Annotated in this window: 18 protein-coding genes and 1 pseudogene; 8 read left to right on the top strand and 11 right to left on the bottom strand. The window is 63.3% G+C overall.

Features of this window, described 5'->3' with window-relative positions; all coding sequences use genetic code 11:
* Window positions 1–3: 3 nt before the first annotated feature.
* Window positions 4–116: pseudogene (locus NKJ91_RS24450) on the top strand (alpha/beta fold hydrolase); the annotation flags it as partial.
* A gap of 906 nt (window positions 117–1,022) precedes the next feature.
* Here the strand turns inward: NKJ91_RS24450 and NKJ91_RS24445 are convergent.
* Together NKJ91_RS24445 and NKJ91_RS24440 are read right to left on the bottom strand one after the other, a co-directional pair.
* Window positions 1,023–1,886, bottom strand: a complete 864-nt coding sequence (locus NKJ91_RS24445) for a class I SAM-dependent methyltransferase (RefSeq protein WP_352457589.1) — start codon at window positions 1,884–1,886, stop codon at window positions 1,023–1,025.
* Between the two features lie 133 nt (window positions 1,887–2,019).
* Entirely contained in the window at window positions 2,020–2,913 is an 894-nt protein-coding gene (locus NKJ91_RS24440) for an NAD(P)/FAD-dependent oxidoreductase (protein WP_352457588.1), read from the bottom strand.
* Between NKJ91_RS24440 and NKJ91_RS24435 the strand changes: the two genes are divergently transcribed.
* Window positions 2,912–3,100, top strand: coding sequence for a hypothetical protein (locus NKJ91_RS24435; RefSeq protein WP_352457587.1), 189 nt, complete (start codon window positions 2,912–2,914; stop codon window positions 3,098–3,100). The genes NKJ91_RS24440 and NKJ91_RS24435 overlap by 2 nt on opposite strands.
* Before the next feature lie 98 nt (window positions 3,101–3,198).
* A complete protein-coding gene (locus NKJ91_RS24430) occupies window positions 3,199–3,846 on the top strand; it encodes a TetR/AcrR family transcriptional regulator (RefSeq protein ID WP_352457586.1) in 648 nt (215 codons plus the stop codon).
* A gap of 471 nt (window positions 3,847–4,317) precedes the next feature.
* Here NKJ91_RS24430 and guaA read toward each other — a convergent pair whose 3' ends face one another.
* Both guaA and NKJ91_RS24420 read right to left on the bottom strand, forming a co-directional pair.
* Window positions 4,318–5,880 (bottom strand): glutamine-hydrolyzing GMP synthase, encoded by a 1,563-nt coding sequence (guaA, locus tag NKJ91_RS24425; protein ID WP_352457585.1) that lies wholly within the window; start codon window positions 5,878–5,880, stop codon window positions 4,318–4,320.
* Window positions 5,881–5,935: 55 nt separating this feature from the next.
* A complete protein-coding gene (locus NKJ91_RS24420) occupies window positions 5,936–6,469 on the bottom strand; it encodes a MarR family winged helix-turn-helix transcriptional regulator (RefSeq protein WP_352457584.1) in 534 nt (177 codons plus the stop codon).
* 71 nt (window positions 6,470–6,540) lie between these two features.
* Between NKJ91_RS24420 and NKJ91_RS24415 the strand changes: the two genes are divergently transcribed.
* Window positions 6,541–6,867 (top strand): hypothetical protein, encoded by a 327-nt coding sequence (locus tag NKJ91_RS24415; protein ID WP_352457583.1) that lies wholly within the window; start codon window positions 6,541–6,543, stop codon window positions 6,865–6,867.
* Here NKJ91_RS24415 and NKJ91_RS24410 read toward each other — a convergent pair.
* The 3 genes from NKJ91_RS24410 to NKJ91_RS24400 form a co-directional block, all read right to left on the bottom strand.
* Window positions 6,839–7,513 carry a 5'-methylthioadenosine/S-adenosylhomocysteine nucleosidase gene (locus tag NKJ91_RS24410; RefSeq protein ID WP_352457582.1) on the bottom strand — a complete coding sequence of 225 codons (675 nt, stop codon included), beginning with the start codon at window positions 7,511–7,513 and terminating at the stop codon, window positions 6,839–6,841. The two genes, NKJ91_RS24415 and NKJ91_RS24410, sit on opposite strands and share 29 nt — an antisense overlap.
* 27 nt (window positions 7,514–7,540) lie before the next feature.
* Window positions 7,541–7,999, bottom strand: a complete 459-nt coding sequence (locus NKJ91_RS24405; protein WP_352457581.1) for a PaaI family thioesterase — start codon at window positions 7,997–7,999, stop codon at window positions 7,541–7,543.
* Between the two features lie 125 nt (window positions 8,000–8,124).
* On the bottom strand, window positions 8,125–9,414 hold the full coding sequence (locus NKJ91_RS24400) for an RsmB/NOP family class I SAM-dependent RNA methyltransferase (protein ID WP_352457580.1): 1,290 nt from the start codon (window positions 9,412–9,414) through the stop codon (window positions 8,125–8,127).
* A 345-nt stretch (window positions 9,415–9,759) separates the two neighbouring features.
* Between NKJ91_RS24400 and NKJ91_RS24395 the strand changes: the two genes are divergently transcribed.
* Window positions 9,760–10,437 carry an MIP/aquaporin family protein gene (locus NKJ91_RS24395; protein WP_023677138.1) on the top strand — a complete coding sequence of 226 codons (678 nt, stop codon included), beginning with the start codon at window positions 9,760–9,762 and terminating at the stop codon, window positions 10,435–10,437.
* A gap of 79 nt (window positions 10,438–10,516) precedes the next feature.
* Here NKJ91_RS24395 and katG read toward each other — a convergent pair whose 3' ends face one another.
* On the bottom strand, window positions 10,517–12,715 hold the full coding sequence (gene katG / locus NKJ91_RS24390) for a catalase/peroxidase HPI (protein ID WP_352457579.1): 2,199 nt from the start codon (window positions 12,713–12,715) through the stop codon (window positions 10,517–10,519).
* 147 nt (window positions 12,716–12,862) lie between these two features.
* Between katG and NKJ91_RS24385 the strand changes: the two genes are divergently transcribed.
* The gene (locus tag NKJ91_RS24385; protein ID WP_352457578.1) at window positions 12,863–13,771 is read left to right on the top strand and encodes a hydrogen peroxide-inducible genes activator; all 909 of its coding nucleotides are present in this window, start codon (window positions 12,863–12,865) and stop codon (window positions 13,769–13,771) included.
* Window positions 13,772–13,830: 59 nt separating this feature from the next.
* Here NKJ91_RS24385 and NKJ91_RS24380 read toward each other — a convergent pair whose 3' ends face one another.
* On the bottom strand, window positions 13,831–14,433 hold the full coding sequence (locus tag NKJ91_RS24380) for a cupin (RefSeq protein WP_352457577.1): 603 nt from the start codon (window positions 14,431–14,433) through the stop codon (window positions 13,831–13,833).
* Window positions 14,434–14,848: 415 nt separating this feature from the next.
* Between NKJ91_RS24380 and NKJ91_RS24375 the strand changes: the two genes are divergently transcribed.
* The gene (locus NKJ91_RS24375; RefSeq protein WP_023677134.1) at window positions 14,849–15,490 is read left to right on the top strand and encodes a peroxiredoxin-like family protein; all 642 of its coding nucleotides are present in this window, start codon (window positions 14,849–14,851) and stop codon (window positions 15,488–15,490) included.
* A 411-nt stretch (window positions 15,491–15,901) separates the two neighbouring features.
* Here the strand turns inward: NKJ91_RS24375 and NKJ91_RS24370 are convergent, their stop codons facing one another.
* Both NKJ91_RS24370 and NKJ91_RS24365 read right to left on the bottom strand, forming a co-directional pair.
* The gene (locus NKJ91_RS24370; protein WP_023677132.1) at window positions 15,902–19,105 is read right to left on the bottom strand and encodes an efflux RND transporter permease subunit; all 3,204 of its coding nucleotides are present in this window, start codon (window positions 19,103–19,105) and stop codon (window positions 15,902–15,904) included.
* Complete coding sequence (locus tag NKJ91_RS24365; protein WP_051406143.1) at window positions 19,102–20,208, bottom strand: efflux RND transporter periplasmic adaptor subunit; 1,107 nt, start codon at window positions 20,206–20,208, stop codon at window positions 19,102–19,104. Before NKJ91_RS24365 ends, NKJ91_RS24370 begins: the two co-directional genes overlap by 4 nt.
* A 1,016-nt stretch (window positions 20,209–21,224) precedes the next feature.
* On the opposite strand from NKJ91_RS24365, the gene NKJ91_RS24360 reads away from it, so the two are divergent.
* Window positions 21,225–22,226: a hypothetical protein gene (locus NKJ91_RS24360; RefSeq protein ID WP_352457576.1), complete on the top strand. Its 1,002-nt coding sequence runs from the start codon at window positions 21,225–21,227 to the stop codon at window positions 22,224–22,226.
* Window positions 22,227–22,251: the final 25 nt, after the last annotated feature.

Here is a 22,251-nt window from a genome sequence, read left to right as displayed (position 1 = left end):
CAGGACGACCAAATTGTTCCGTTCGCCAACTCGGGTCCGCTGTCGGCCAAGCTGCTGAAGCATGGCACGCTTAAGTCTACAGGGATCTGCCGCACGGCATGCGCACGATCCACGCATTGCGGGAGCACTCTGAAACTATGCGAGGCACGAGAACGTATTCAGCTACGGCGCCGTCCCCGCTGTGCTCGGCGGCCGTGCGCTCGTCTCGTTGGTCCCGCCCCGGGGCTTAGACCATGATTCGAATCCACGGAACATGATGTCTATTGTCCGAGGAATTGGATCGGCGCTCCAATCCCAATCCAAAGCATGTGCTGTGAACGGCGCGGTGTATCGATCCCTTTGAGCATCTCTACACATAATCGAAGGTCTATCGCCGACCTGCAAAACGGCTGCTTGTTCTTGCAGAATCGCCCGCGAACTATCGCCTCCTATCGTTGACCAACAATTTCCGAATATATCCGACAGTACTCCAACCTACTCTACCGTACGCCCCCTCACTCCCACTCGATTGTTTTAAGTGATCGTAACGCATTGAATTCCACGCACAAATTCTTTCTGCACGCTATGAAGAACCGTCTCCCCGATCCGTCAGAAATTTGCGCTCTTGAATTCAAAGGAGAATTTCGGCGATTCAAAATCTGCTCGGTTTCAGCGACTATCGGCATCGATTGGTCGATTTTCGACATTCTTTAGCTGTGCCTTCACGATCCCGTCGGCAAAAAGACCGTCACGGCTCGCAAGAGCCTGAACGACACGCAGTTCCTCTCAGGCCTTGATCCGTCCCGGACTTACGCCTTGGCGGCGTTCTGTGCAGCCTCGAATACATCGCGTGCGGACGTCGTACCCGCTACGTGCTCCGTAAGCACGTGCACCAACGTTTTCGAGTGTCGTGCAAACGCTGTACCCCGCCATCAAAGCCTCTAGCTCGCTAATGGCGGCTTCCAAGCCAGAAGGGACATCAATCTGACCGGCCAAAGAGGCCCCGCTCCACCGAGCGGGGGCGTCTCCCCTGTTAATCCCTGTCAGCTTGCCGGATTGCGTGCCATGACGATCCACGCCGCGCCGTCGATCATCACCGACCGCTCGCCGGGGAGGCCCGCGAAGGCGGCACGAACCGCGGCCGAGGCGCGGGCGCGGATGTCGTCGGGCTGATCAGCGAGAGCGCGCGACAGCGGGCCGACCTCGAGTGTCATCTCCACCGCGTCGTCGATCGCCGCGTCCCGCGTCCCCCCCTCGCCGAACGGGATGGAGGCATCGAATGGCGCGATAGCGACATCGGTGAAGCCAGCAGCCGTTAAAATACGCGCCACCCGCCCCTGGTCGCCAAACGAGAACGGGCCGGGCGCTTCGGGATCGGGCGGCGCCGTCGGCGGGACGATGCCCTTGATCGCGCCCATCGGCAAGCGCACCCAATCGTTCTCGGCCATGCCGCGCCAGCAGACGAAAGCGACCCGCGCGCCCGGCTTGAGCGCACGGCGCATATGAGCGAACGCCGCCGTAGGATCGTCAAAGAACATCACTCCGAAGCGCGAGAACAGGATGTCGAACGCGCCCTCGGGCAACTCGGTGCTGCTGGCGTCGGCCACCTGGAACAGGGCCGGCGTATCCTGCGGCGCTAGCGCGCGCGCTCTGCCGATCAGCGGTTCGGATATGTCCACGCCTAGCACATGGCCCCCCGCGCCGACGCGGGCGGCCAGATCCAGACTAGACGCCCCCGCGCCGCAGCCGACGTCCAGCACGCGTTCGCCCGTGGCGGGCGCGGCGGCTTCGATCGCGGCCTGGCCGAACACCGCCATCATGGCATCGAGCCGGGCCTGGTAAGCGACCCAGCGCTCCCCGCTTTGGCCATTCCAGTCGGCTACCTGATAAACATTTTTCTCTGCCATGCCATATCCTTGTTCTGATTCTTTCTTTGCTAGGCTCTCCCCTCAGGGGAGAGGGGGCCCGCGTTCCGTGACACCGGCCCGCAACCTTCAGAATATGATAGCCCGCGGCAACCGGAGAAGGGAATCTGTGCTCTCAAACCAGCATCGACTGCTGGGAGAAGATGCCCGCCATCGCGCCGTGCGATGATGCCGTGGTGACCGAGGGCATGAGGGGGTTGGCGAGGTCGCCGGCGGCGTAGATGCCGGGCATGCTGGTTTCGCGGCGCTCGTCGACCTTGAGGGCGATGCCGAGGGGCGTATCGACCGTGGCGAGGCCCAGTGATTCATGCAGGCTTGCCGACGGCTTGTTGCGCGGATGCGCGAACAGGATGTCGACCGCGACATTGGGGCCGGTATCGAGATTGACGGTGGCGATATGGTCCCCGTGATGGGCGATCTCGGTGATCCGGCCATCGACGACAGGTATGTTACGACGCGCGAGATCGGCCCGGATATCGGGCGGAATGTCGTGACCATCGGCGAAGAGCGTCAACCTGTCGGTCCAATCGTGGAACAGCCTGACAGACTGGTGCGACTGCGGGCCGGACCAGACGAGGCCCCAATGCTGGCCGGCGACTTCAAAGCCGTCGCAATAGGGGCAGGGCACGATGGACGTGCCCCAGCCTTCGGCAAAGCCCGGAACATCAGGCATCTGGTCGGCGACGCCATAGCTCAGGATCAGGCGGCGCGCCCCAAGGCTTTCGCCATCGCCAGTGAGGACGGAGAAATCGTCGACGGCGCCGGAGACGCTGTCGGCCCGGGCATTGACCAGCCTGATCGTGGGATAACGCGCCAGCTGCTGCCGCGCCTCGGCCAGGATGTCCAGCGGTGGCTTGTGATCGTGGCCGAGCAGACCATGCGAGTGGCCGGCGAAGCGGTTGCGCGGCAGGCCGGTATCGAGAACGGTGACCTTGCGGCGGGCACGGCCGAGCTGCAGGGCGCCGGCGAGACCGGCAAAGCTGCCGCCGATGATGATGACGTCATCCATGGTGATAAGCTCCGTGTTGTGGATGGAGGGGGTTGGGCTGGGCCTGGCGCGAAATATCGTCCACGGATACGCGCTCGAGACGGTCAGTGAGCAGGGCTTCGGCATCGACGAGTATGTCGCCCATCACTGTGTTGACCGGCCGGACAATGCCGCATTCGATATCGCCGGGCGGCCCGGGGAAACTTGATTTGGAGGACAGGTTGAAATCCACCCGTTGGCTTGCACATTTCGGACACTACATGGTATCGTAATTCAAGAATTAGGATACTGTCAAGGACTGGAATTGTGACCGAAAATAGCCAGGGCCGGCGCGGCCGGCCCGCCAACGAGGCGCTTGGCCAAACGATAGTCGACGCCGCGTGCGAACTCTTTGTGGAACTGGGTTTTCAAGCGACGACATTGGACAAGGTCGCCCAGCGGGCGAAGATATCCAAGCTCAGCATCTATCGGCACTTCGAGAACAAGGAGGCGCTGTTCAGCGCGGCCATCGCGGCCCGCTGCCATCAGTTTGCACCACAGGCCCTTTTTGAAGGCGTCGACGGTTCGGCCGAAGATCAGCTCATGACGGTGGGATCATCCCTGCTTCGCACGCTGTTGAGCCCGGACGTCCGCAGTGTCGAAGCCATGGTCATGGCCGACAAGACGAATCCAAAGTCGTTAAGCAAGCTCCATTACGAAGCTGGCCCCGCCCATGTCATCGCCCAAATCGAGGCCCTGTTGCGCCAGTTGCACGCGAAGGCGGTTCTGAACGTGCCCGATCCTCTCCGGTCTGCCCGCTTGTTTGCCGCGCTTTTCAAAGGATCCGATCTCCTGATTATCGCACGCTTCGATCAGGCGAGAGCAGAGGACGACAACGAAATCGAATCCTATTGCCGGTCGGCCGTCGCCATGTTCATCGCCGCGCACGGTGGCAACGACCACGCGGGCGGATAAGCATTTGATTGCTCCGGGCAGCTTGGCCGGGACCGTGGTCCAGGCGCTTCGTCATATCCGACGATATGCGATCGGGTCCGGAACATCGATCGGTACCGCAGCCAAAGCTGAAACTATGTATGTCGATAACTAAAGTACCGTCAGCGCGGAAATGTCATGCTACGGGGCATTTTCGTTATATATTTCAAAGCGTTGACACACAGAAAAGTACCGTCAAACCCTAAAAACGAATGACGGTACTTTTTAGAATGCTCTGTCGGATACGAAAAACACCGTCAAAAGTACCGTCAGAGTGATCTGCTACAAGCTGCGAGCCGCGCCAGGCGCTCCGATAAACTTAACGATTTCAATGACTTGATAGATTTGTCAATTCCATTGATAATGTGCCCTGGCTAGCAGTCTGCTCTGCCCGCAAATCATTGTATTTTCTGCGAAATACTACGCTAGAGCCGCCTATCATCGCCGTTTCCCTCACTCCCACTCGATGGTGCCTGGCGGTTTGCTTGTCACGTCGTAGACGACGCGGTTGATGCCGCGTACCTCGTTGATGATGCGGGTGGCGGCTGCTCCCAGGAATGCCATGTCGTAATGGTAGAAGTCGGCCGTCATGCCGTCGACCGAGGTGACGGCTCGCAGCGCGCAGACGAATTCGTAGGTGCGGCCGTCGCCCATCACGCCGACGGTCTGCACCGGCAGCAGCACGGCGAAGGCCTGCCAGATGGCGTCGTAGAGGCCGGCCTTGCGGATCTCGTCGAGATAGATGGCGTCGGCCTCGCGCAGGATCTCCAGCTTTTCGCGGGTGATGCCGCCCGGACAGCGGATGGCGAGACCGGGACCGGGGAACGGATGCCGGCCAATGAAGCTGTCGGGCAGGCCGAGCTCCTTGCCGAGCGCCCTCACCTCGTCCTTGAACAATTCGCGCAGCGGCTCGACCAGCTGCATGTTCATGCGTTCGGGCAAGCCGCCGACATTGTGATGCGACTTGATGGTCACCGATGGGCCGCCGCTGAAAGAGACGCTTTCGATGACGTCGGGATAGAGGGTGCCTTGTGCCAGGAAATCGGCGCCGCCGAGCTTCTCGGCCTCCTCCTCGAACACTTCGATGAACAGCCGCCCGATGGTCTTGCGCTTCTTCTCGGGGTCCGACTCGCCCTCGAGCGCGCCGATGAAACGGTCCGAAGCGTCGACCAGGATCAGCGGCAGATTGTAATGCTGGCGAAACATCTCCACCACGCCTGATGCCTCGTCCTTGCGCATCAGACCGTGGTCGACAAGGATGCAGGTGAGCTGGTCGCCGACCGCCTCGTGGATCAGCAAGGCCGCGACCGAGGAATCGACGCCGCCCGACAGCGCGCAGATCACCTTGCCCTTGCCGACCTGTTTGCGGATCGTCTCGACCGCGTGCTCGCGGTAGGCGCGCATCGTCCAGTCGCCTTCGATGCCGGCGATGTTGTGGACGAAGTTGCGGAGCAGCCTGGCGCCGTCCGGCGTATGCACCACTTCGGGGTGGAACATGAGGCCGTACATTTTGCGCTCGACATTGCCGAAGATGGCGAAGGGCGAGCCCTCCGATTTTCCGAGCACCTCGAACCCCTTGGGCAGGGAGATGACGCGATCGCCATGGCTCATCCACACCTGGTGGCGCTGGCCGGGCGCCCACAGACCCTCGAACAACGGGCTGTCCTTGGCGATCTCGACGAAGGCGCGGCCGAATTCGCGATGATCGGAGCTTTCGGCGACGCCGCCCATCTGCACGCACATCGCCATCTGGCCATAGCAGATGCCGAGCACCGGCACGCCGGCATCGAAGACGATCTGCGGCGCGCGCGGGCTGCCGATGTCGCCGGTCGAGGCCGGGCCGCCGGACAGGATCACCGCCTTCGGATTGATGCGCTTGAACGCCGCCTCGGCCGACTGGAAGGGCACGATCTCGGAAAAGACGCCGGCCTCGCGGATGCGGCGGGCGATCAGCTGGGTGAACTGGCTGCCGAAATCGACAATCAGGACGGTGTCGGGATGATTGGCTGTTTTCATGGCGAGCGTTTAGAGAAAGAAACGAGTCGGCGCAATGGGTTGTGAGGTCGCGCTTTCACTTCGATTCCGGTGTGTCGTCCTGAACGCCAGAGGCTTTGTCCAATGCATCAGTTTGCGTTGTATCGAGTGACCGCAAGGCGCCCATCAGCGCCGCGAAACGCTCGTGACCAAGGCGGGCAACATAGCTCCGTTCGATCTGCAGCTTGATGCGGTCGCCATCGCGCAGGGCGTCCAGGCCCTTGCGGGTGTAGCGCACAAGCTTGCCGCGACCGTCTTGCGGATCGGGCAGACGCTGCAACACACCTTCCGTCTCCAGGCCATCGAGCAATTGCTGAATCGCCTGCTTTGAGATCGCCGAGCGCTCGATCAGTGCCGACTGACGCATGCCGCCGCGCGGGATGTGTCCAAGCAGGCCGGCACGCGCTTCGGTGAACCAGTGATGGCCGGCAGCGCGCATCGCAGCGGCGAACTCGGTCTGCCAGGCGCGGCTCGCCTGCCACAGCCGCCAACCTATGTGATCCGGCAGCGCTTCAGGTTTTTCGTCAAGGTCCTTGACCAAATTCTTCTCGCCCGATACATAGTCAAGCATCTTGACTACTAGTTCACTCTAAGTGGCGATGCCGGTCAAGGCAATCGGCGACTTCAATTCAGGAGGAAATCATGGCAGCACTTCAGAAGGAAACCCTTGCAATGCTCATTCCGGGCATGACCCATGTGTTGGAACGAAACGGCAAGGAGGCTTACGTCTATTTTGAAAGCGAGGGTGCCGCGCACATGCTGCTCGACGATGGCGAGGCGCGAAGCGGGCGCTGGCGGATGCTCGATGACGGTTATGTCGCCGACTGGGACACCGGCGCGACCGGACGCTGGACCCTCGATCACGAGCCCGGGTCAGTCACTTACATCAATCGCGACAACGCCGTTCGCTTCAGGATGATCGGCGTGCTGTTCGGCAACGCTAAGAACCTGCCGCCCCAACAAGCTTGAAGTCGATTGTGCCGGAGGCGATCGCCTGTTCCAGCAGCTGAACCGCCGCGGCCAGCTTCTCGTCGATGACGTGCAGATATTCGGTCCAGTCGCCGACATGTCTGAGATCGGCTGCCCCGTCGGAAATGCCGCGCAGGCCGATAAGCGGCACGTCGAACAGCTGGCAGGCGCGCAGGCAGGCGAAGGTCTCCATATCGACCATGTCGGCGGCGATCGCGTCGTAGGCGGCGCCGGTGACTATTGCCGCCCCGGTCGACAGCGTCGCCTGCCTGATGCCCGGTATCCTGAACGGCAGCGGCACGCTGACAGGCAGGTCGAGAAACGGCGTGGCGCCCTTCTCGAACCCTAGGGGGGAGGCGTCCATGTCGCGGTAGCCAACCGAAACGGCCTGGTAGATTTCCGTCTGCTCCAGCGTCCGGCTGCCCGCCGACCCGAGCGACACGACGAGATCGGGCAGCGCCTTCCCGGCGTGCAGCCGGGACAGTTCGGCGCCGAGCCCGATACCGGCCTCGACCGGCCCGACGCCGGTCAGCAGCGGCGTGAACAGCCGCTGCAGGTGTGGACCGTATTCGGCTTCGGCCGCCATGACGAAGAGAACGGATCTGCCGGAGATCAGGGTGAGCTCACCAGGTGCCTTGCCGGCCATGATCGTCCATCCTCCCCTGCCCGTTCCTCAGCCTTCGATGCCATCGCGACCGACCACCGTCATCAGCGTTCCGGTCATGGTGGCGATCAGCTTGGCCTCGCCATCGACGGCGAACGCATAGGCTTGTCCGTCGGCGACGATGATGGTGCGGCCAGGCTTGGTCACCGAGCCGCGGAACAGGAAACGCTCGCCCCTGCCCGGCGCCAGCAGATTGACCTTGAACTCGATGGTCAGCACGCCGGAATTTTCCGGCATCAGCGAGAATGCCGCATAGCCGCAGGCCGAGTCGAGAGCCGTCGAAATGACGCCGGCATGGAGAAAGCCGTGCTGCTGCGTCAGTGCCACAGAATAGGGCATTTCGATCTCGATGATGCCGGGCGTCACCAGCGTCAGCTCGGCGCCAATCGTCATCATCGCGTTCTGGCGCGCGAAGGACGTCCTGACGCGGTCCTCATAATCGGGAGCAGGAACGATCTTTGCTGCCATGGCCGTCGCCCTTCGTTTCTCGGCAAATCTTATTGCAAAGGCATTTATCGCAGAGGGGTGGGCGGCAGGCAATCGCAAATGCTGCACTGCAGCATTCGGCGTAGCCCTGTATCGATGGCAACGATTCAGCCGGCCCGCCGCAGCGCGCAGAAGTAAAAGCCGTCGGTGCCGCTCAGCAATGGCGACAGCGAAATGCCGCCCGCGGCGCCTATCCGCATTGCCGCTTCGTGGCCCGCAAAACGGCTGTCCCAAAGCTGGCGGTGATCGAGCGGGACAAAACCGGGATGGCGATCCCGGAAGGCCGAAACCTGGTCGCCATTTTCCTCGTCGAACACTGAACAGGTGATGTAGACCAGCAGGCCGCCGGGTTTGACGAAGTCCCTGGCGGCATCGAGGATCGTCTCCTGCTCGCCCTTGCGGGCGTCGAGCTGTCTTTGCGTCAGCCGCCATTTGGCATCCGGCCGGCGCCGCCAGGTGCCGCTGCCGGTGCAGGGCGCATCGATCAGGACGATGTCCATATGCTTGCCGAGCAGCGCGAGTTCGGCCGGCTTGGTGACGATCTGCACATTGCGGTTTTCCGAGCGGCGGATGCGGTCGAAGATCGGCGCCAGCCTTGCCTTCTCCGCATCGTGGGCGAAGATCTGGCCGCGATTGTCCATCGCCGCGGACAGCGCCAGCGTCTTGCCGCCGGCGCCGGCGCAGAAGTCGAGCACCTGCATTCCAGGCTCGGCGCCGGCCAGTTCGGCCGCAATCTGCGAGCCTTCGTCCTGAACCTCGAACCAGCCTTTCTGGAAGGCCGGCTCGGCCTGCACGTTCGGGTGCCTGCCGTCTCCTTCGATCGGCGGGATGCGGATGCCGTGCGGCGCGATCCGGGCAGGCTTGGCGCCGGTCTCCGCCAGTTCCGCCAGCACCTTGCCGCGATCGGCCTTCAGCGTATTGACCCTGAGGTCGAGCGGCGGGCGTGTCGCCAGTGCGGCACCCTCTTCCACCCAGGCCGTGCCGAACGCCCGTTCGAACAGCGGCATGCACCAGTCGGGGATGTCTGCCCTGACGGCCGGCGGCGCATCGGCAAGCCGGCGAGCCGCAAGCGTTGTCAGTTCGTCGGCGGTAAGCAGCGGCGGCGCGAACTTGTCGCCCTCGAGCGCCTCGTTCAGCGACTGCGCCGTCTGACCCCATTCGAGCAGCAGCGCGCCGAAGCCGATGGCGCGCGGCGTGTCTTCGCCCAAGAGCCAGCCGGCGGAACGCTTGCGGCGCAGCGCGTCGTAGACGATGTTGCCGATCGCGGCGCGGTCGCCGCCGCCGGCGAAGCGGTGCGACAGGCCCCAGTCCTTCAGCGCATCGGCCACCGGCCGGTGACGCCGGCCAATGTCGTCAAGCACTTCGATGGCTGCCGCCAGCCGCCCGCCCAGTCTCATTGTCGTCTTCCATTACTCAGCAAATTAATTCCGGCCCTGCTCTTAGAGCTTTTCGTGCCCTGATTGAAACAGTTCTGTTTCGCCGACGGCGAGACGATCCATGCCGAGGGGTGACGAATGTGGGTTGGTGCATCGCGAGCCGTGGCCACCAGGCGGGCGCCGGCATGCGGAACCAAACAATTCGATCAATGTATTACAAGTCTCTAATGTTCGTGTCCGGCGCTCACAAGCATAGCGGCTTGCGCAACTGCTCTGCTTTGCAAGTTTTGCGGTTGCGAATACTCTTTGCGCGGTGATTCGCGTCGCAGAAAAAGCGGAGCCGCGGGTCGATACGAGGAGAGGGCAATGAAAACTTATCTGGCGGAAGTTCTAGGCACGTTTCTATTGGTGTTCATCGGCACGGCTTCGGTGGTGACGGGTGGCTTCGGCGGCGCGCTGCCGCTCGGCCAGGAAGGTATCGGTCTGGCGTTCGGCATCGGCCTGATAGCGGCCGCTTACGCGATCGGCCCGATTTCGGGCGCGCACCTCAATCCGGCGGTGACGCTCGGTGTGTTCCTCGCCGGGCGGATGCCGGCCAGGGACGTCATTCCCTACTGGATCGCGCAGGTCATCGGCGCCATTATCGCGTCGCTGGCGCTGTGGATCATCGTCTCCGGACAGGTCGGCGGCCACACCGGCGGCTTCGGCGCCAATGGCTGGGACGTGACGAAATGGGGCGTCAGCTCGGCCTTCCTGTGGGAGCTGATCGGAACCTTCACATTCGTCACGGTGATCCTCGGCGTCACCAACGCCAAGCACACCACGGCCTTCGCCGGCCTGGTCATCGGCCTGACGCTGGCCGGACTACACTTCGCCATCATTCCGGTGACCGGCACGTCGCTCAACCCGGCCCGTTCGATCGGACCGGCGCTGTTTTCGGGAACTGCGGCGATCGGCCAGCTCTGGCTGTTCATCGTCGCGCCGCTGATCGGCGGCGCCATTGCCGGCGTGGTCGCCAAGGCCGGTATCTTCGAGAAAGACTGACTTTTCGGAAGCCCAACGAAAAAGGCGCGGGTCGAGGCCCGCGCCCTTTTTGTTGCGTCGAGAAATTCGTATGCCCGGATCAGGCCGCGAGGTCAAAACGGTCGGCGTTCATCACCTTGGTCCAGGCGGCGGCGAAATCCCTGACGAACTTCTGCCCGGCGTCGGCCGATCCGTAGACCTCGGCAAGCGCACGCAATTGCGCGTGCGAGCCGAAGATCAGGTCGGCGCGGGTGCCGGTCCACTTGACCGCCCTGGTCTTGCGGTCGCGTGCTTCGTAGACTTCATCGGACCCGGCGGCCGGATCCCAGACCGTGTTCATGGAGAGCAGATTGACGAAGAAATCGTTGGTCAACGTGCCCGGCCTGTCGGTGAACACCCCGTGCTTCGACTGACCGCTGTTGGCGCCGAGCACCCGCAACCCGCCGACGAGCACCGTCATCTCCGGCGCCGTCAAGGTCAGCAGCTGCGCCCGGTCGACCAGCATCGCTTCGACCGACATCGGCGGCTTACCCCTGACATAATTGCGGAAGCCATCGACTTTCGGCTCGAGCGCGGCGAAGGACTGGACGTCGGTCTGTTCCTGTGAAGCGTCCATGCGGCCCGGCGTGAACGGCACCCCCACGTCATGGCCGCCGTCCTTGGCCGCCTTCTCGACCGCGGCGACGCCGCCGAGAACGATCAGGTCGGCAAGCGAGATCTTCTTGCCGCCGGACTGCGAGTTATTGAAGCCCTTCTGGATGCCTTCGAGTGTCTCGAGCACCTTGGCCAGCTGCGCCGGCTGGTTGACCTCCCAATCCTTCTGCGGCGCCAGGCGGATGCGGGCGCCGTTGGCGCCGCCGCGCTTGTCGGAGCCGCGGAAAGTCGAGGCCGAGGCCCAGGCGGTCGAGACCAGTTCGGAAACGGACAGGCCGGAGGCCAGGATCTTCGCCTTCAGCGAGGCGATGTCCTGTTCGCTGACCAGCTCGTGGTCGATTGCCGGTATCGGGTCCTGCCAGATCAGCTCTTCCTTCGGCACGAGCGGCCCGAGATAGCGGACGGCCGGACCCATGTCGCGATGGGTCAGCTTGAACCAGGCGCGCGCGAAGGCATCGGCGAACTGATCAGGATTCTGATGGAAGCGCCGCGAGATCTTCTCGTAGGCCGGGTCGACGCGCAGCGCGAGGTCGGTGGTCAGCATCGCCGGCGCGCGGCGCTTCGACGGATCGTGCGCGTCCGGTACGGTGCCTGCACCGGCGCCGCCCTTCGGCGTCCACTGATGGGCGCCGGCCGGGCTCTTGGTCAGCTCCCATTCGTAGTTGAACAGATTGTCGAAGAAATTGTTGCTCCATTTGGTCGGCGTCGTGGTCCAGGTCACCTCGAGACCCGAGGTGATGGCGTCGCCGGCAATGCCGGTGGCATGCTTGCTCGACCAGCCGAGGCCCTGCGCCTCGATGCCGGCGCCTTCCGGCTCCGCCCCGACCAGCGATGCATCACCGGCGCCGTGGGTCTTGCCGAAGGTGTGACCGCCGGCGATGAGCGCCACGGTTTCCTCGTCGTTCATGGCCATGCGGGCGAAGGTCTCGCGGATATCGCGCGCCGCGGCCAATGGATCGGGCGTGCCGTTCGGCCCTTCCGGGTTGACGTAGATCAGCCCCATCTGCACGGCGCCGAGATGGCCGTGAAGTTCACGGTCGCCGGAATAGCGCTCGTCGGCGAGCCACTTGGTTTCCGATCCCCAGTCGACGTCCTGCTCCGGCTCCCAGACATCGGCGCGGCCGCCGGCGAAGCCGAAGGTCTTGAAGCCCATCGATTCCAGCGCGACGTTGCCGGTGAGGATCAACAGGTCGGCCCAGGAGATTTTCCTGCCGTATTTCTGCTTGACCGGCCACAGTAGCCGGCGCGCCTTGTCGAGATTGGCATTGTCCGGCCAGCTGTTGAGCGGCGCGAAACGCTGCTGGCCGGCGCCGGCGCCGCCACGGCCGTCGCCGATGCGATAGGTGCCGGCGCTGTGCCAGGCCATGCGGATGAAGAGCGGGCCGTAATGGCCGAAATCGGCCGGCCACCAATCCTGCGAATCGGTCATCACCTGGTGCAGATCCCTGATCACCGCATCGAGATCGAGGCTCTTGAATTCCTTGGCGTAGTCGAAGTCCTCGTCCATCGGGTCCGAGAGGCTGGACTGCTGATGGAGGACGCCAAGGTCAAGCAGGTTCGGCCACCAGTCACGGTTGCTCCTCCTGGCCGATCCATGTGGGACCGGGCATTTGCCGGCGCTGTTGTCGTCGGTTTTCGCGTCCATCTTTGCCTCCGATTTGTTGATTTTCCGGGATTTTGTTGATTTTCCGGGCAGGGCCAGCGGCCGCGCCATCCTGGAATGGTTCCAGACTAGCCCGCCCAGCCGATAAAGACAAATTGCCTTTGCTGTTTATTCTGATAGGTTTTCCTTATGATCGGTTTGACCGTCCGGCAGATGCATTATTTCGAGGCGCTGGCGCAGACGCTGCATTTCGGCCGTGCCGCAAAACTCGCCGGCGTCAGCCAGCCGGCGCTGTCTTCGCAGATCGCCGAGATGGAGCTGCGGCTGAATTGCCGTCTGTTCGAGCGCGGCGGCAAGGTGGTGCGGATGACCGACGAGGCGCAGGTCCTGCTGCCGCGCATCGAGCGCATTCTTGCCGACGTCCGCGACGTCGAGGCGACGGCCCGGCGCGGCCGCCCGGCGCTGGAAGGCCGCTTCCGGCTCGGCATCATCCCGACGGTGGCGCCCTATCTCCTGCCGCATGTGCTGCCGGAGCTGAAACAGCATTTCCCGGCCTTGCAGCTGGAACTGCGCGAAGCCGTGACCGCCTCGCTGGTCGAGGACACCAGTTCGGGAAAGCTCGACGCCTTCGTCGCGGCGCTGCCCCTCGATTACCCCGGCCTGGTTACCGAGGAACTTTTCTCCGACCGGTTCTTCCTGGCCGTGCCGGCCGGCGATCCCGCCTTCGCCTCGCCGCCGGTGCCGCCGGAGAGCCCGGCGCTGGAGCGGCTGATGCTGCTCGAGGAAGGCCACTGCCTGCGCGAACAGGCGCTCGCAGTCTGCGGCAGCGTGCGGCCGGTGGCGATGGCAAGCTATGGCGCGACCAGCCTGACGACGCTCTTACAGATGGTGGCACATGGGCTCGGCGTCACGCTCATCCCCGAGATGGCGGCGGGGCCAGCCAGCACTATCCCCGATTTGAAGATCGTGCCGTTCCAGGAACCGATGCCGCAGCGTACGATCTGCCTCGCCTGGCGGCGCAACAAGGTTCGCCACGACGAATGCGTCGAACTGGCCAAGATCATCCGCGGGCTGGATGCGGCGGTGCTGGCAGCGTAGAGCGGCGGGTCAAGGATCCGGTTTTAGCCCCGAAGCCAACTCGCAAGAAAGGAACGGCTTCAATCCTTTTCCCAGGCTGCGAGCAACGGGCCGTTGCTTCCATAGACAGGGTCCTTGCGCGGACGGCCAACCCTGGGGATCGTGACGACTGCCTTGGCATGGTCGGCGGCGGTCGTACACAGGTCATAGGTGCCGGATGGAGGATAGGCGCCGACAACCAGAAAATCGTCGGACGCGGAAAGACGCTGGTGCCCGGTGCCGGCCGGAAGCACCGCGACGTCGCCGGCCTTCAGGGGGAGCGTTCGTCCCTTGTTGCCGCCAAAGCGGACTTTCGCCGTCCCGCGCGCGACGCCGAGCACCTCGTGTATCCGCGAATGGTAGTGGACGTAGTCGTAGATGCCGTTGCGCCAGCTATCGCCCCAGCCATTTGCCTCGAAAAGCGCCTCCATGACAGCCGCAGGATCGAATTCCTCGGACAGCGTCACGGCGCCGCGATAGACGACAAGCGGCCAGAACGGATGGTTGGGCACAAGGCCATCATCCCCAAACCGAAACGCATTCGCTTTGCGCGGCCTGACCAGATCGGGGACCTCGCGCCGGCCCGGTCTGGCGGCACCGGTGACCTGCTCGACGGCTTTCTTCGTGGTTTGCAGAATGCTCATGATGCGGCCTTGGATTGGTGGTGGCTTCATGCCGACTTAACCGGCTGCACGGCCGTCGGTTCCGCTGAGGGTAGAGATCTGCGATCTGTGCGGTCGGAATTTGACGTCCGGGCACATCGAAGCCGCCCAAGTTTCAAGGCTTGAACACCGCAAGCATGTGAAGATCCAATCGGTCCCGCCGCTGTGTCGTCCCATGGCACGGATGAGACGATACACTGTTTACCACAGCGCTCGCGACAGCTCGCGAAACGGGCGACCCGCAGAGGCTTTTTTCGTGTTATGATGCATTTGCAACGCGCCTAATCTCGACCTCGGCAATATGACAAAGGTCGAAAGCAATTTTGCCCTGGCGTCGCCCAGCACGGACTCAACTCCGGATGGCTGGGCGTGCTTATCCGGGGCGAGGAGGTTGTCCATGTCCACGAGTAGTGTCGAACGTCCGCTGCAGCCGGGCGACCGGGCACCGAATATTATTCTCGATGCGATCTCCCGCGAAGGCAAAATCGCGCTCACTGATTTTCGAGGTCGTAGCCCATTGTTGATCGGCTTGTTTCGAGGCCTGCACTGTGCGTTCTGCCGGCGCAATGTCGCGGCAATGGCGCAACTCAAGCCGGCTCTGGCTGAGAAAGGCGTCGAATGCCTGGCGGTCGTCAATACGCCGGTAGAGCGGGCACGGCTCTATTTCCGTTACCATCCGACACCCGATCTTCTCGCCGCGTCCGACCCGGAGCGGGCCTCGCACCGTGCTTTCGGCTTGCGCGAGATCGGGATGGACAAGGTCATGGGGATCCGTATCGATCTCCCGGGTGAGTTGCCCGAGCCTATGGACCCCATCGCCATAAACGAGTTGCTCAACAAGAAGGAGGGGTATGAGATTACGGAAGCCGATCAGCAGATGATGGCTTCCGCTAAGGAGCTGCTGGTTGGTCAGTTTCTCATCGACCGAGGGGGCATTGTACGCTGGAGCTTCACTGAAGTTCTGGAGGCTGGCCTCAATACCCCCAAGGCGCCGAATCCGGAGGAATTGATGTCAGCGGCTTCCCAAGTTGCACATTAATGGGCTGCGGAAATAGGCGGCTGACAACTCGCTCGACGACCGCGCCCTTCCCGCTCACTACCGGGGAAAGGCCGTTCTGGGTCAAAACCTGAAGATCGTGGATGACCGCTTCGCGCCCGATCTCGGCCGTAGAGATCAGCTTCTCCGCGTCCTGAAAGCAGACATCGCAAGCGAGGACTCCGGAGGTCGCGGTTGCGCCCTCAAGCCCCGCCCGGTCGACCAGATAGAAGATCGCATTGGCCTCGCCGCCCGGCATCGTCTCGCTGAACTGGATGCGGCTGTTAGGCTGGATCAGACCGAGCAGGGTCTCCGCCGCACCTCGACGCCGAGATCGCGCAGATCGTGGCCGTTGCCGCGCCGCGCCGATTTTCTGGAGTGATAAGCCGCGCCCGACGCGGCGAATTCGTAACCCTACTCGGCGGCCGTCTCCGATGGCGCCTCTGCCGGCCCCGAAGGCTCGGCCTCGGCACGGGGCTTGCGCCGTGAAAACAGCGACCTGAGCGTGACGTAGAACACCGGCGTCAGGAACAGGCCGACGAAGGTGACGCCGAGCATGCCGGAGAATACCGCGGTGCCGAGCGACTGGCGCATTTCTGCGCCCGGGCCCGTTGCAATCATCAGCGGCACGACGCCGAGGATGAACGAGAAGGCGGTCATCAGGATCGGCCGCAGCCTGAGCCGGCAGGCTTCGACGGCAGCCTCGGCGGCCGACAGGCCGCGTTCCTGCGCCTGCCGCGCGAATTCGACGATCAGGATCGCGTTCTTGGCGGCAAGCCCGATTAGCACGATGAGGCCGATCTGCACGAGGATGTTGTTGTCCAGCCCTCGGAGCGACACGCCGAGCAACGCCGCGAGCACGCCGAGCGGCACCACCAGCACAATGGCGAACGGCAGCACCCAGCTTTCATATTGCGCCGCCAGCGCCAGGAACACGAACAGCACCGACAGTCCGAAGATATAGACAGCGGCATTGCCGGTGTTGCGCTCCTGATAGGCGAGCTCGGTCCATTCATAGGAGGTACCGGCCGGCAGCGTCTTTGCCGTGATCCCTTCCATCAATGCCAGCGCGTCGCCCGTGGAAACGCCGGGCGCGGCGTTGCCCTGCAGCGGCACCGAGACGTACATGTTGTAGCGCTGGACCAGCGCCGGGCCGGTGACGTCGCGGATCTCGACCAACGTGCCGAGCGGAACCAGCGCGCCGGTCGCCGAGCGCACCTTCAGTTTCAAGATGTCGGCGCGATCGAGACGGAACGCCTGGTCGGCCTGCGCCCGCACCTGGTAGACGCGCCCGAAAGCGTTGAAGTCGTTGACGTAGGCAGTGCCCAAATTGATCGACAGCGCCTCGAAGATGTTGGGGATCGGCACGTTCAGGATGCGCGCCTTGTCGCGATCGATCGCCAGGAAGAATTGCGGGCTCGACGCGGAGAACGTGGTGAACACGCCCGTCAGCCCCGGCGTCTTGTTGGCCTTGCCGGCGATTTCGTTGGCAAGCGCCAGGATCTGCCGCATGTCGGCGCTGTTGCGCTCCTGGATCTGCAGCTTGAAGCCGCCGGCATTGCCGACGCCGCGGATCGGCGGCGGCGGCAGTGCGATAATGAAGGCTTCCTTGATGCTTTGCAGGCTGCCGAACAGATTGCCGATGACCTGGGTCGCCGACTGGCCGGCTTTCAGTCGCTCGTCAAACGGCTTGAACCTGGCGAAGATCACGCCCGCGTTGCTGGCGTTGGTGAAGGTCGCGCCGGAGAAGCCGGCGAAGGCGACTGCGTAGTCGACGCCTGGCGTTTTCTGGATGATCTGCGACGCCTGCTGGATGACCGCATCGGTCCTCGACAGCGAAGCGCCGTCCGGCAACTGGATGACGACGATCGCATAGCCCTGGTCAAGCGACGGAATGAAACCGCGCGGCACCGACTGCACCATGTAGACCGTGGCGTAGATGAGGGCCGCGAAAACGGCCAGCATGGCGGCGATCGTTATCCACGAGCCGACCAGCACGCGGATGATGCTCGAATACCAATGGGCGACCCTGTCGAAGCCGCGATTGAAGCCGTCGGCGAGCGCCCGTCCGAACCGCGCCAGGAAAAAGCGCGGCGGCGCCGCCGCGGCGTGATGCGGCTTGAACAGCAGTGCGGCCAGCGCCGGCGAAAGCGTCAGCGAATTGAATGCCGAGATCGCCGTCGACACCGCGATGGTGATCGCAAACTGCAGATAGAACTGCCCAGAAATGCCGGGGATGAAGGCTGTCGGTACGAACACGGCTATCAGCACCAGCGAGATCGCGATGACGGCCGTTCCGACTTCGTCCATGGTCAGGTGCGACGCCGGATTGGGCGCCAGCCCTCTGGCGATATTGCGCTCGACGTTTTCGACCACGACGATCGCATCGTCGACGACGATGCCGATCGCCAGAACTAGGCCGAACAGCGTCAGCATGTTGAGCGAGAAGCCGGCGGCGTAAAGCACCGCCAGCGTGCCGATCAGCGACACGGGGATCGCCACGATCGGCACGATCGCCATGCGCCACGATTGCAGGAAGACGATGATGACGATGATGACCAGCAGCATCGCCTCGAGAATCGTCTTGTAGACCTCCTGGATCGACTCGGCGACGAACTCAGTCGGATTGTAGACGATGTCGTAGCTCAACCCCCTCGGGAAGTCGCGGGAAAGCTCCTTCATCTTGTCCTGGATCTCCGCGGCTGCGGCGAGCGCATTGGTGCCCGGCCGCTGGAAGATGGCGAGCGCCACCGCCGGTTTGCCGTTGAGATAGGAGTTGGTGACGTAATCCTTGGCGCCGAGCTCGATGCGCGCCACGTCCTGCAGCGAGATCAGGCGGCCGTCGTCGGTCGATTTGACGATCACGTATCGGAAGTCGCGTGCGTCGTTGAAGCGGCCTTGCGTGGTGACCGTGTACTGGAACGCCGTGCCGGTGCTGGTCGGCGGCGCGCCGATCGAGCCGCCCGACACCTGGACGTTCTGGTCGCGCAGCGCCTGCACCACATCGCCCGAGGTCATCCCCAGGGCGGACAGTTTTTCCGGATCGAGCCAGATGCGCAGCGAATATTCGCGTTCGCCGAAGATGATGAGGTCGCCGACGCCGTCTAGTCTGAGCAGTATGTCGCGCACCCGCGAGCGGGCGTAGTTCGAGACGTAGAGCTGGTCGTAGGTATTGTCGGGCGACAGCATGTGCACGACCATCATCAGGTCGGGCGAGCTCTTGGTGGTGGTGATGCCGAGGCGGCGGACTTCTTCGGGCAGGCGCGGCTCGGCGACCGACACGCGGTTCTGCACCAGCACCTGAGCCTGGTCGAGATCGGTGCCCAGCTTGAAGGTGATGGTCAGCGCCATCGCCCCGTCGCCCGACGAATAGGACGACATGTAGAGCATGCCCTCGACGCCGTTGATCTCCTGCTCGATCGGCGTTGCCACCGTCGCTGCGACCGTCTCGGCGTCGGCGCCCGGATACTGCGCGCGAACGACGATGGTCGGCGGCGCGATCTCGGGATATTGCGCGACCGGCAGCTGGGTATAAGCAATCCCGCCGAGGATCAGCAGGACGATCGAAACGACCGATGCGAAGATCGGACGGTCGACGAAGAAATGTGCGAACCTCATTGCTGCAACTCGGCGGTCTCGGCCTTGGGCGGCAACGTCACCATCTCGACCTTCACCTTGGTGCCCGGCCTGGCGTGCATCAGCCCTTTGACGATGATTGTCTCGTCGCCGGTCAGGCCCTGGCGGATGACCCGGTAGCCGTCGAGAAGCGGGCCGGTGCGCACGGGCTTCGCCGACACCATCCCGGCCTCATCCACCAGGAACACGATGCGGCGATCCTGATCGGCGCCGATCGCCTCGTCGGGCACCAGCACGCCGCTATGCGGCAGCGACCCCGGCACGTTGATGCGCCCGAACATGCCTGGCTGGAGAATGCCATCGGCGTTGGGAAACCTTGCACGTACCCGCATGGTGCCGGTCGCGTTGTCGATCCGGTTCTCGGCAAAATCGAGCTTGCCTTTGAATACCGCCTCCGCGCGGTCGGCGACGCGCACCACCACCTCGAGCCCGCCGGCGCCTTCCTGCATGCTGCCGCCGCGCTCCTTCGCGTCGCGGGCATAGCTGAAATACAGGCGCTCATCGACGTCGAAATAGAAGTCGATCGGATCGCGCGTAACGATGGTCGTCAGCAAGGTGGAATCCGGCTGCACGAGGTTGCCGACCGACACCAGCCGGCGGTCGATGCGGCCGGACAAGGGTGCCTTGATCTCGGTGAATTCCATGTTCAGGCTGGCCGTCGTCAGGGCAGCCGTCGCGCCCTGCATCTGCGCCTGCGCCGAAAGGTATTCCCGCCGGCGGTCGTCGACCGTCGCGGTTGAGATATTGCCGGTCTTGGCGAGTTCGTCGGCGCGATCCAGCTGCATCTTGGAGAATTCGAGCAGACTCTTGGCGACGTCCACTTGCGACTTGGCGGCATCATAAGCCGCCTGGTACGGACGCTCGTCGATGGTGAAGAGCAGGTCGCCCTTGTTGACCAGTGCGCCGTCCTGGAAGCTGACCTTGTCCAGATAGCCGCTGACGCGCGAACGGATGGCGACCTGGTCGACGGCTTCGAAGCGCCCGACGAACTCGTCGTCTTCGACGATTTCACGGACCACCGGCTTGGCCGCTGTCACCACGGGTAGCTGCTGGTCCTGCGCAAACGCAGTGCTGCTGAAAGCCATGCCGAGCAGGAATGCCGCCGACACGGCGGCGCGGGGAAGCCAGCCGGCCGATCGACAGGGTCGCTCGCCCGCGTCGCGATGCAATTGCCCATTCTCTGGGGTGTCCATTTGCGTCCTCGCTCGCTGGACCCGGAGGTCGGTTGATCCGCTTCTACGCTCAGGCTTTTCGTCGAGATCAGAGCACTGCAGTGTTGTGCATGGCAACATGATCATTTTCCATGTGGGCTGAAATGTCCACCCTGTGGCTGCCCCGCCACCCGCCACTGGCAACGCAGATCCACCGGGCGGTCCGGGACGCCATTGAGACGGGACGGCTAGACCCGGGAGCAGATCTTGGTCCCGTCGGGCTGAACGTCCGCAATCCTTCTTCAAACGTTAAAGCCGCCATTCCGCTATCGGCACCGAGGCTGCCGGTCTGCAACGCGCCCCAAGGTCGGCCGTTAAAGTTAGTTGTGCCACCGCCTTACAGCGGACAACACCGGCGACCGCGCTTGAGGGCGTAGTTGCGCCAGGAGCGGTCATTGCCGAACCACTACTCAGACGTCCCGTTTTGTGATGGGTTTCGGATGCCGGCCGTCTACTGAGATGGTGTGGCTCCGAGGCCGGCGTCCGGAAGCCTCCAGGGAAGGAACCCGCGGGGTGGAGATCTCGGTTTTGAGTCTATGGGGATTTGACGGTTCGGCTTGGTCCGTTGTGACCGCACCGATGGGCTTGGTGGGTGGGCAGCTTGCGAGGCAAGCAGCAGGTGCATTGCAGACAGAAGTAGCGTCGCGGCGTAGGCGAGTACGAATGCCGTGCGCGGTAGCAAAAACCGCAACGCGCCGTGAAGCGCATTCGCCCCGCGATGTCGCCGGCGCTGTGGTTTGTCTTGAATGTTAAAGTTCGTACCATTGCATCCTGGGCCGGTTGGGCGCACACTGATTCAATCGGGATGCGGGGGCTCTCCTCCCATCGGGAGCTTCAGAATTGTTCGGCACGCGCGGGCTGTCTGCCATTCTTTAGCGAAGGAGAAGGGCATGCCCAAGTTCACGAACGCAGTCACTGGCAGCGAAAATGCGATCGAGGGCGTCAGTGTCGACGGCGAGGGGGTCGTTGGAACGAGCACCGACGGCGTTGGTGTCTTGGGCGAAAGCAAGCGCAACGAAGGCGTGCGCGGAGTCAGCCGCGGCTCCCATCCGGGCGTCGTGGGCATCAATAATTCGGCGGACCTTCGTCTAGGCCCGGTTTCGCTCCACCACGAGGCAAGCTCTGGAGGCAATGGCGGCTGGTTCGAGAGCAGCCTCGGTGAGGGCGTCCGGGGATGGTCGAAGAATTTGAATCATGGCGGTGTTGTCGGGGTCAATTCGGCCGGCGGCAATGCAATTTACGGGACCAGCAGCGATGGCGCGGCCATCTGGGGCACCAGTCAAAACAATGAGGGCGTCCATGCCGAGACGCATTCTCCGGGGATGGCGGCGCTGGCCGCTTTCCAGCTCAATCCAGAAAGCACAGGCGCGGCGCTTTATGCGAAGCATGAGGGCAACCTGACCGCTGCGCTTTTTGTCGGGAATGTGGTCGTGACGGGCAATATCGATGTCACCGGGCCGGGCAGCGACATTCGCCTCCTCAACGAGGATTGCGCCGAGGACTTCGACGTTCGCGACGCACAGCAGGTCGAGCCCGGAACCGTTATGATCCTGGGGCAGGACGGAGCTCTTGAGGAAAGCAATTGCGCGTACGACAAAAGGGTCGCAGGCGTGATTTCGGGCGCTGGCGATTTCAAGCCGGGGATCGTGCTGGGCTCCCGGCCTCAGTCGATCAACAGGCAGCCGATCGCGCTGATGGGCAAGGTCTATTGCAAGGCGGACGCGCATTTCGGCCAGATCGAGGTGGGCGACCTCCTGACGACCTCGCCCACGGCGGGGCACGCGATGACCGCATCCGACCGGGATCGGGCGTTCGGCACGATCATCGGCAAGGCGCTCGGCCCATTGCAATCCGGGCGGGGTCTCATTCCCATCCTCGTGGCCCTCCAATGAACCAAGACTGGAGCGCGGACGGGTA

The organism is Mesorhizobium sp. M0040, from assembly GCF_040323505.1.
Taxonomy (GTDB): domain Bacteria; phylum Pseudomonadota; class Alphaproteobacteria; order Rhizobiales; family Rhizobiaceae; genus Mesorhizobium.
This window is presented reverse-complemented; position numbering and strand designations above follow the sequence as displayed.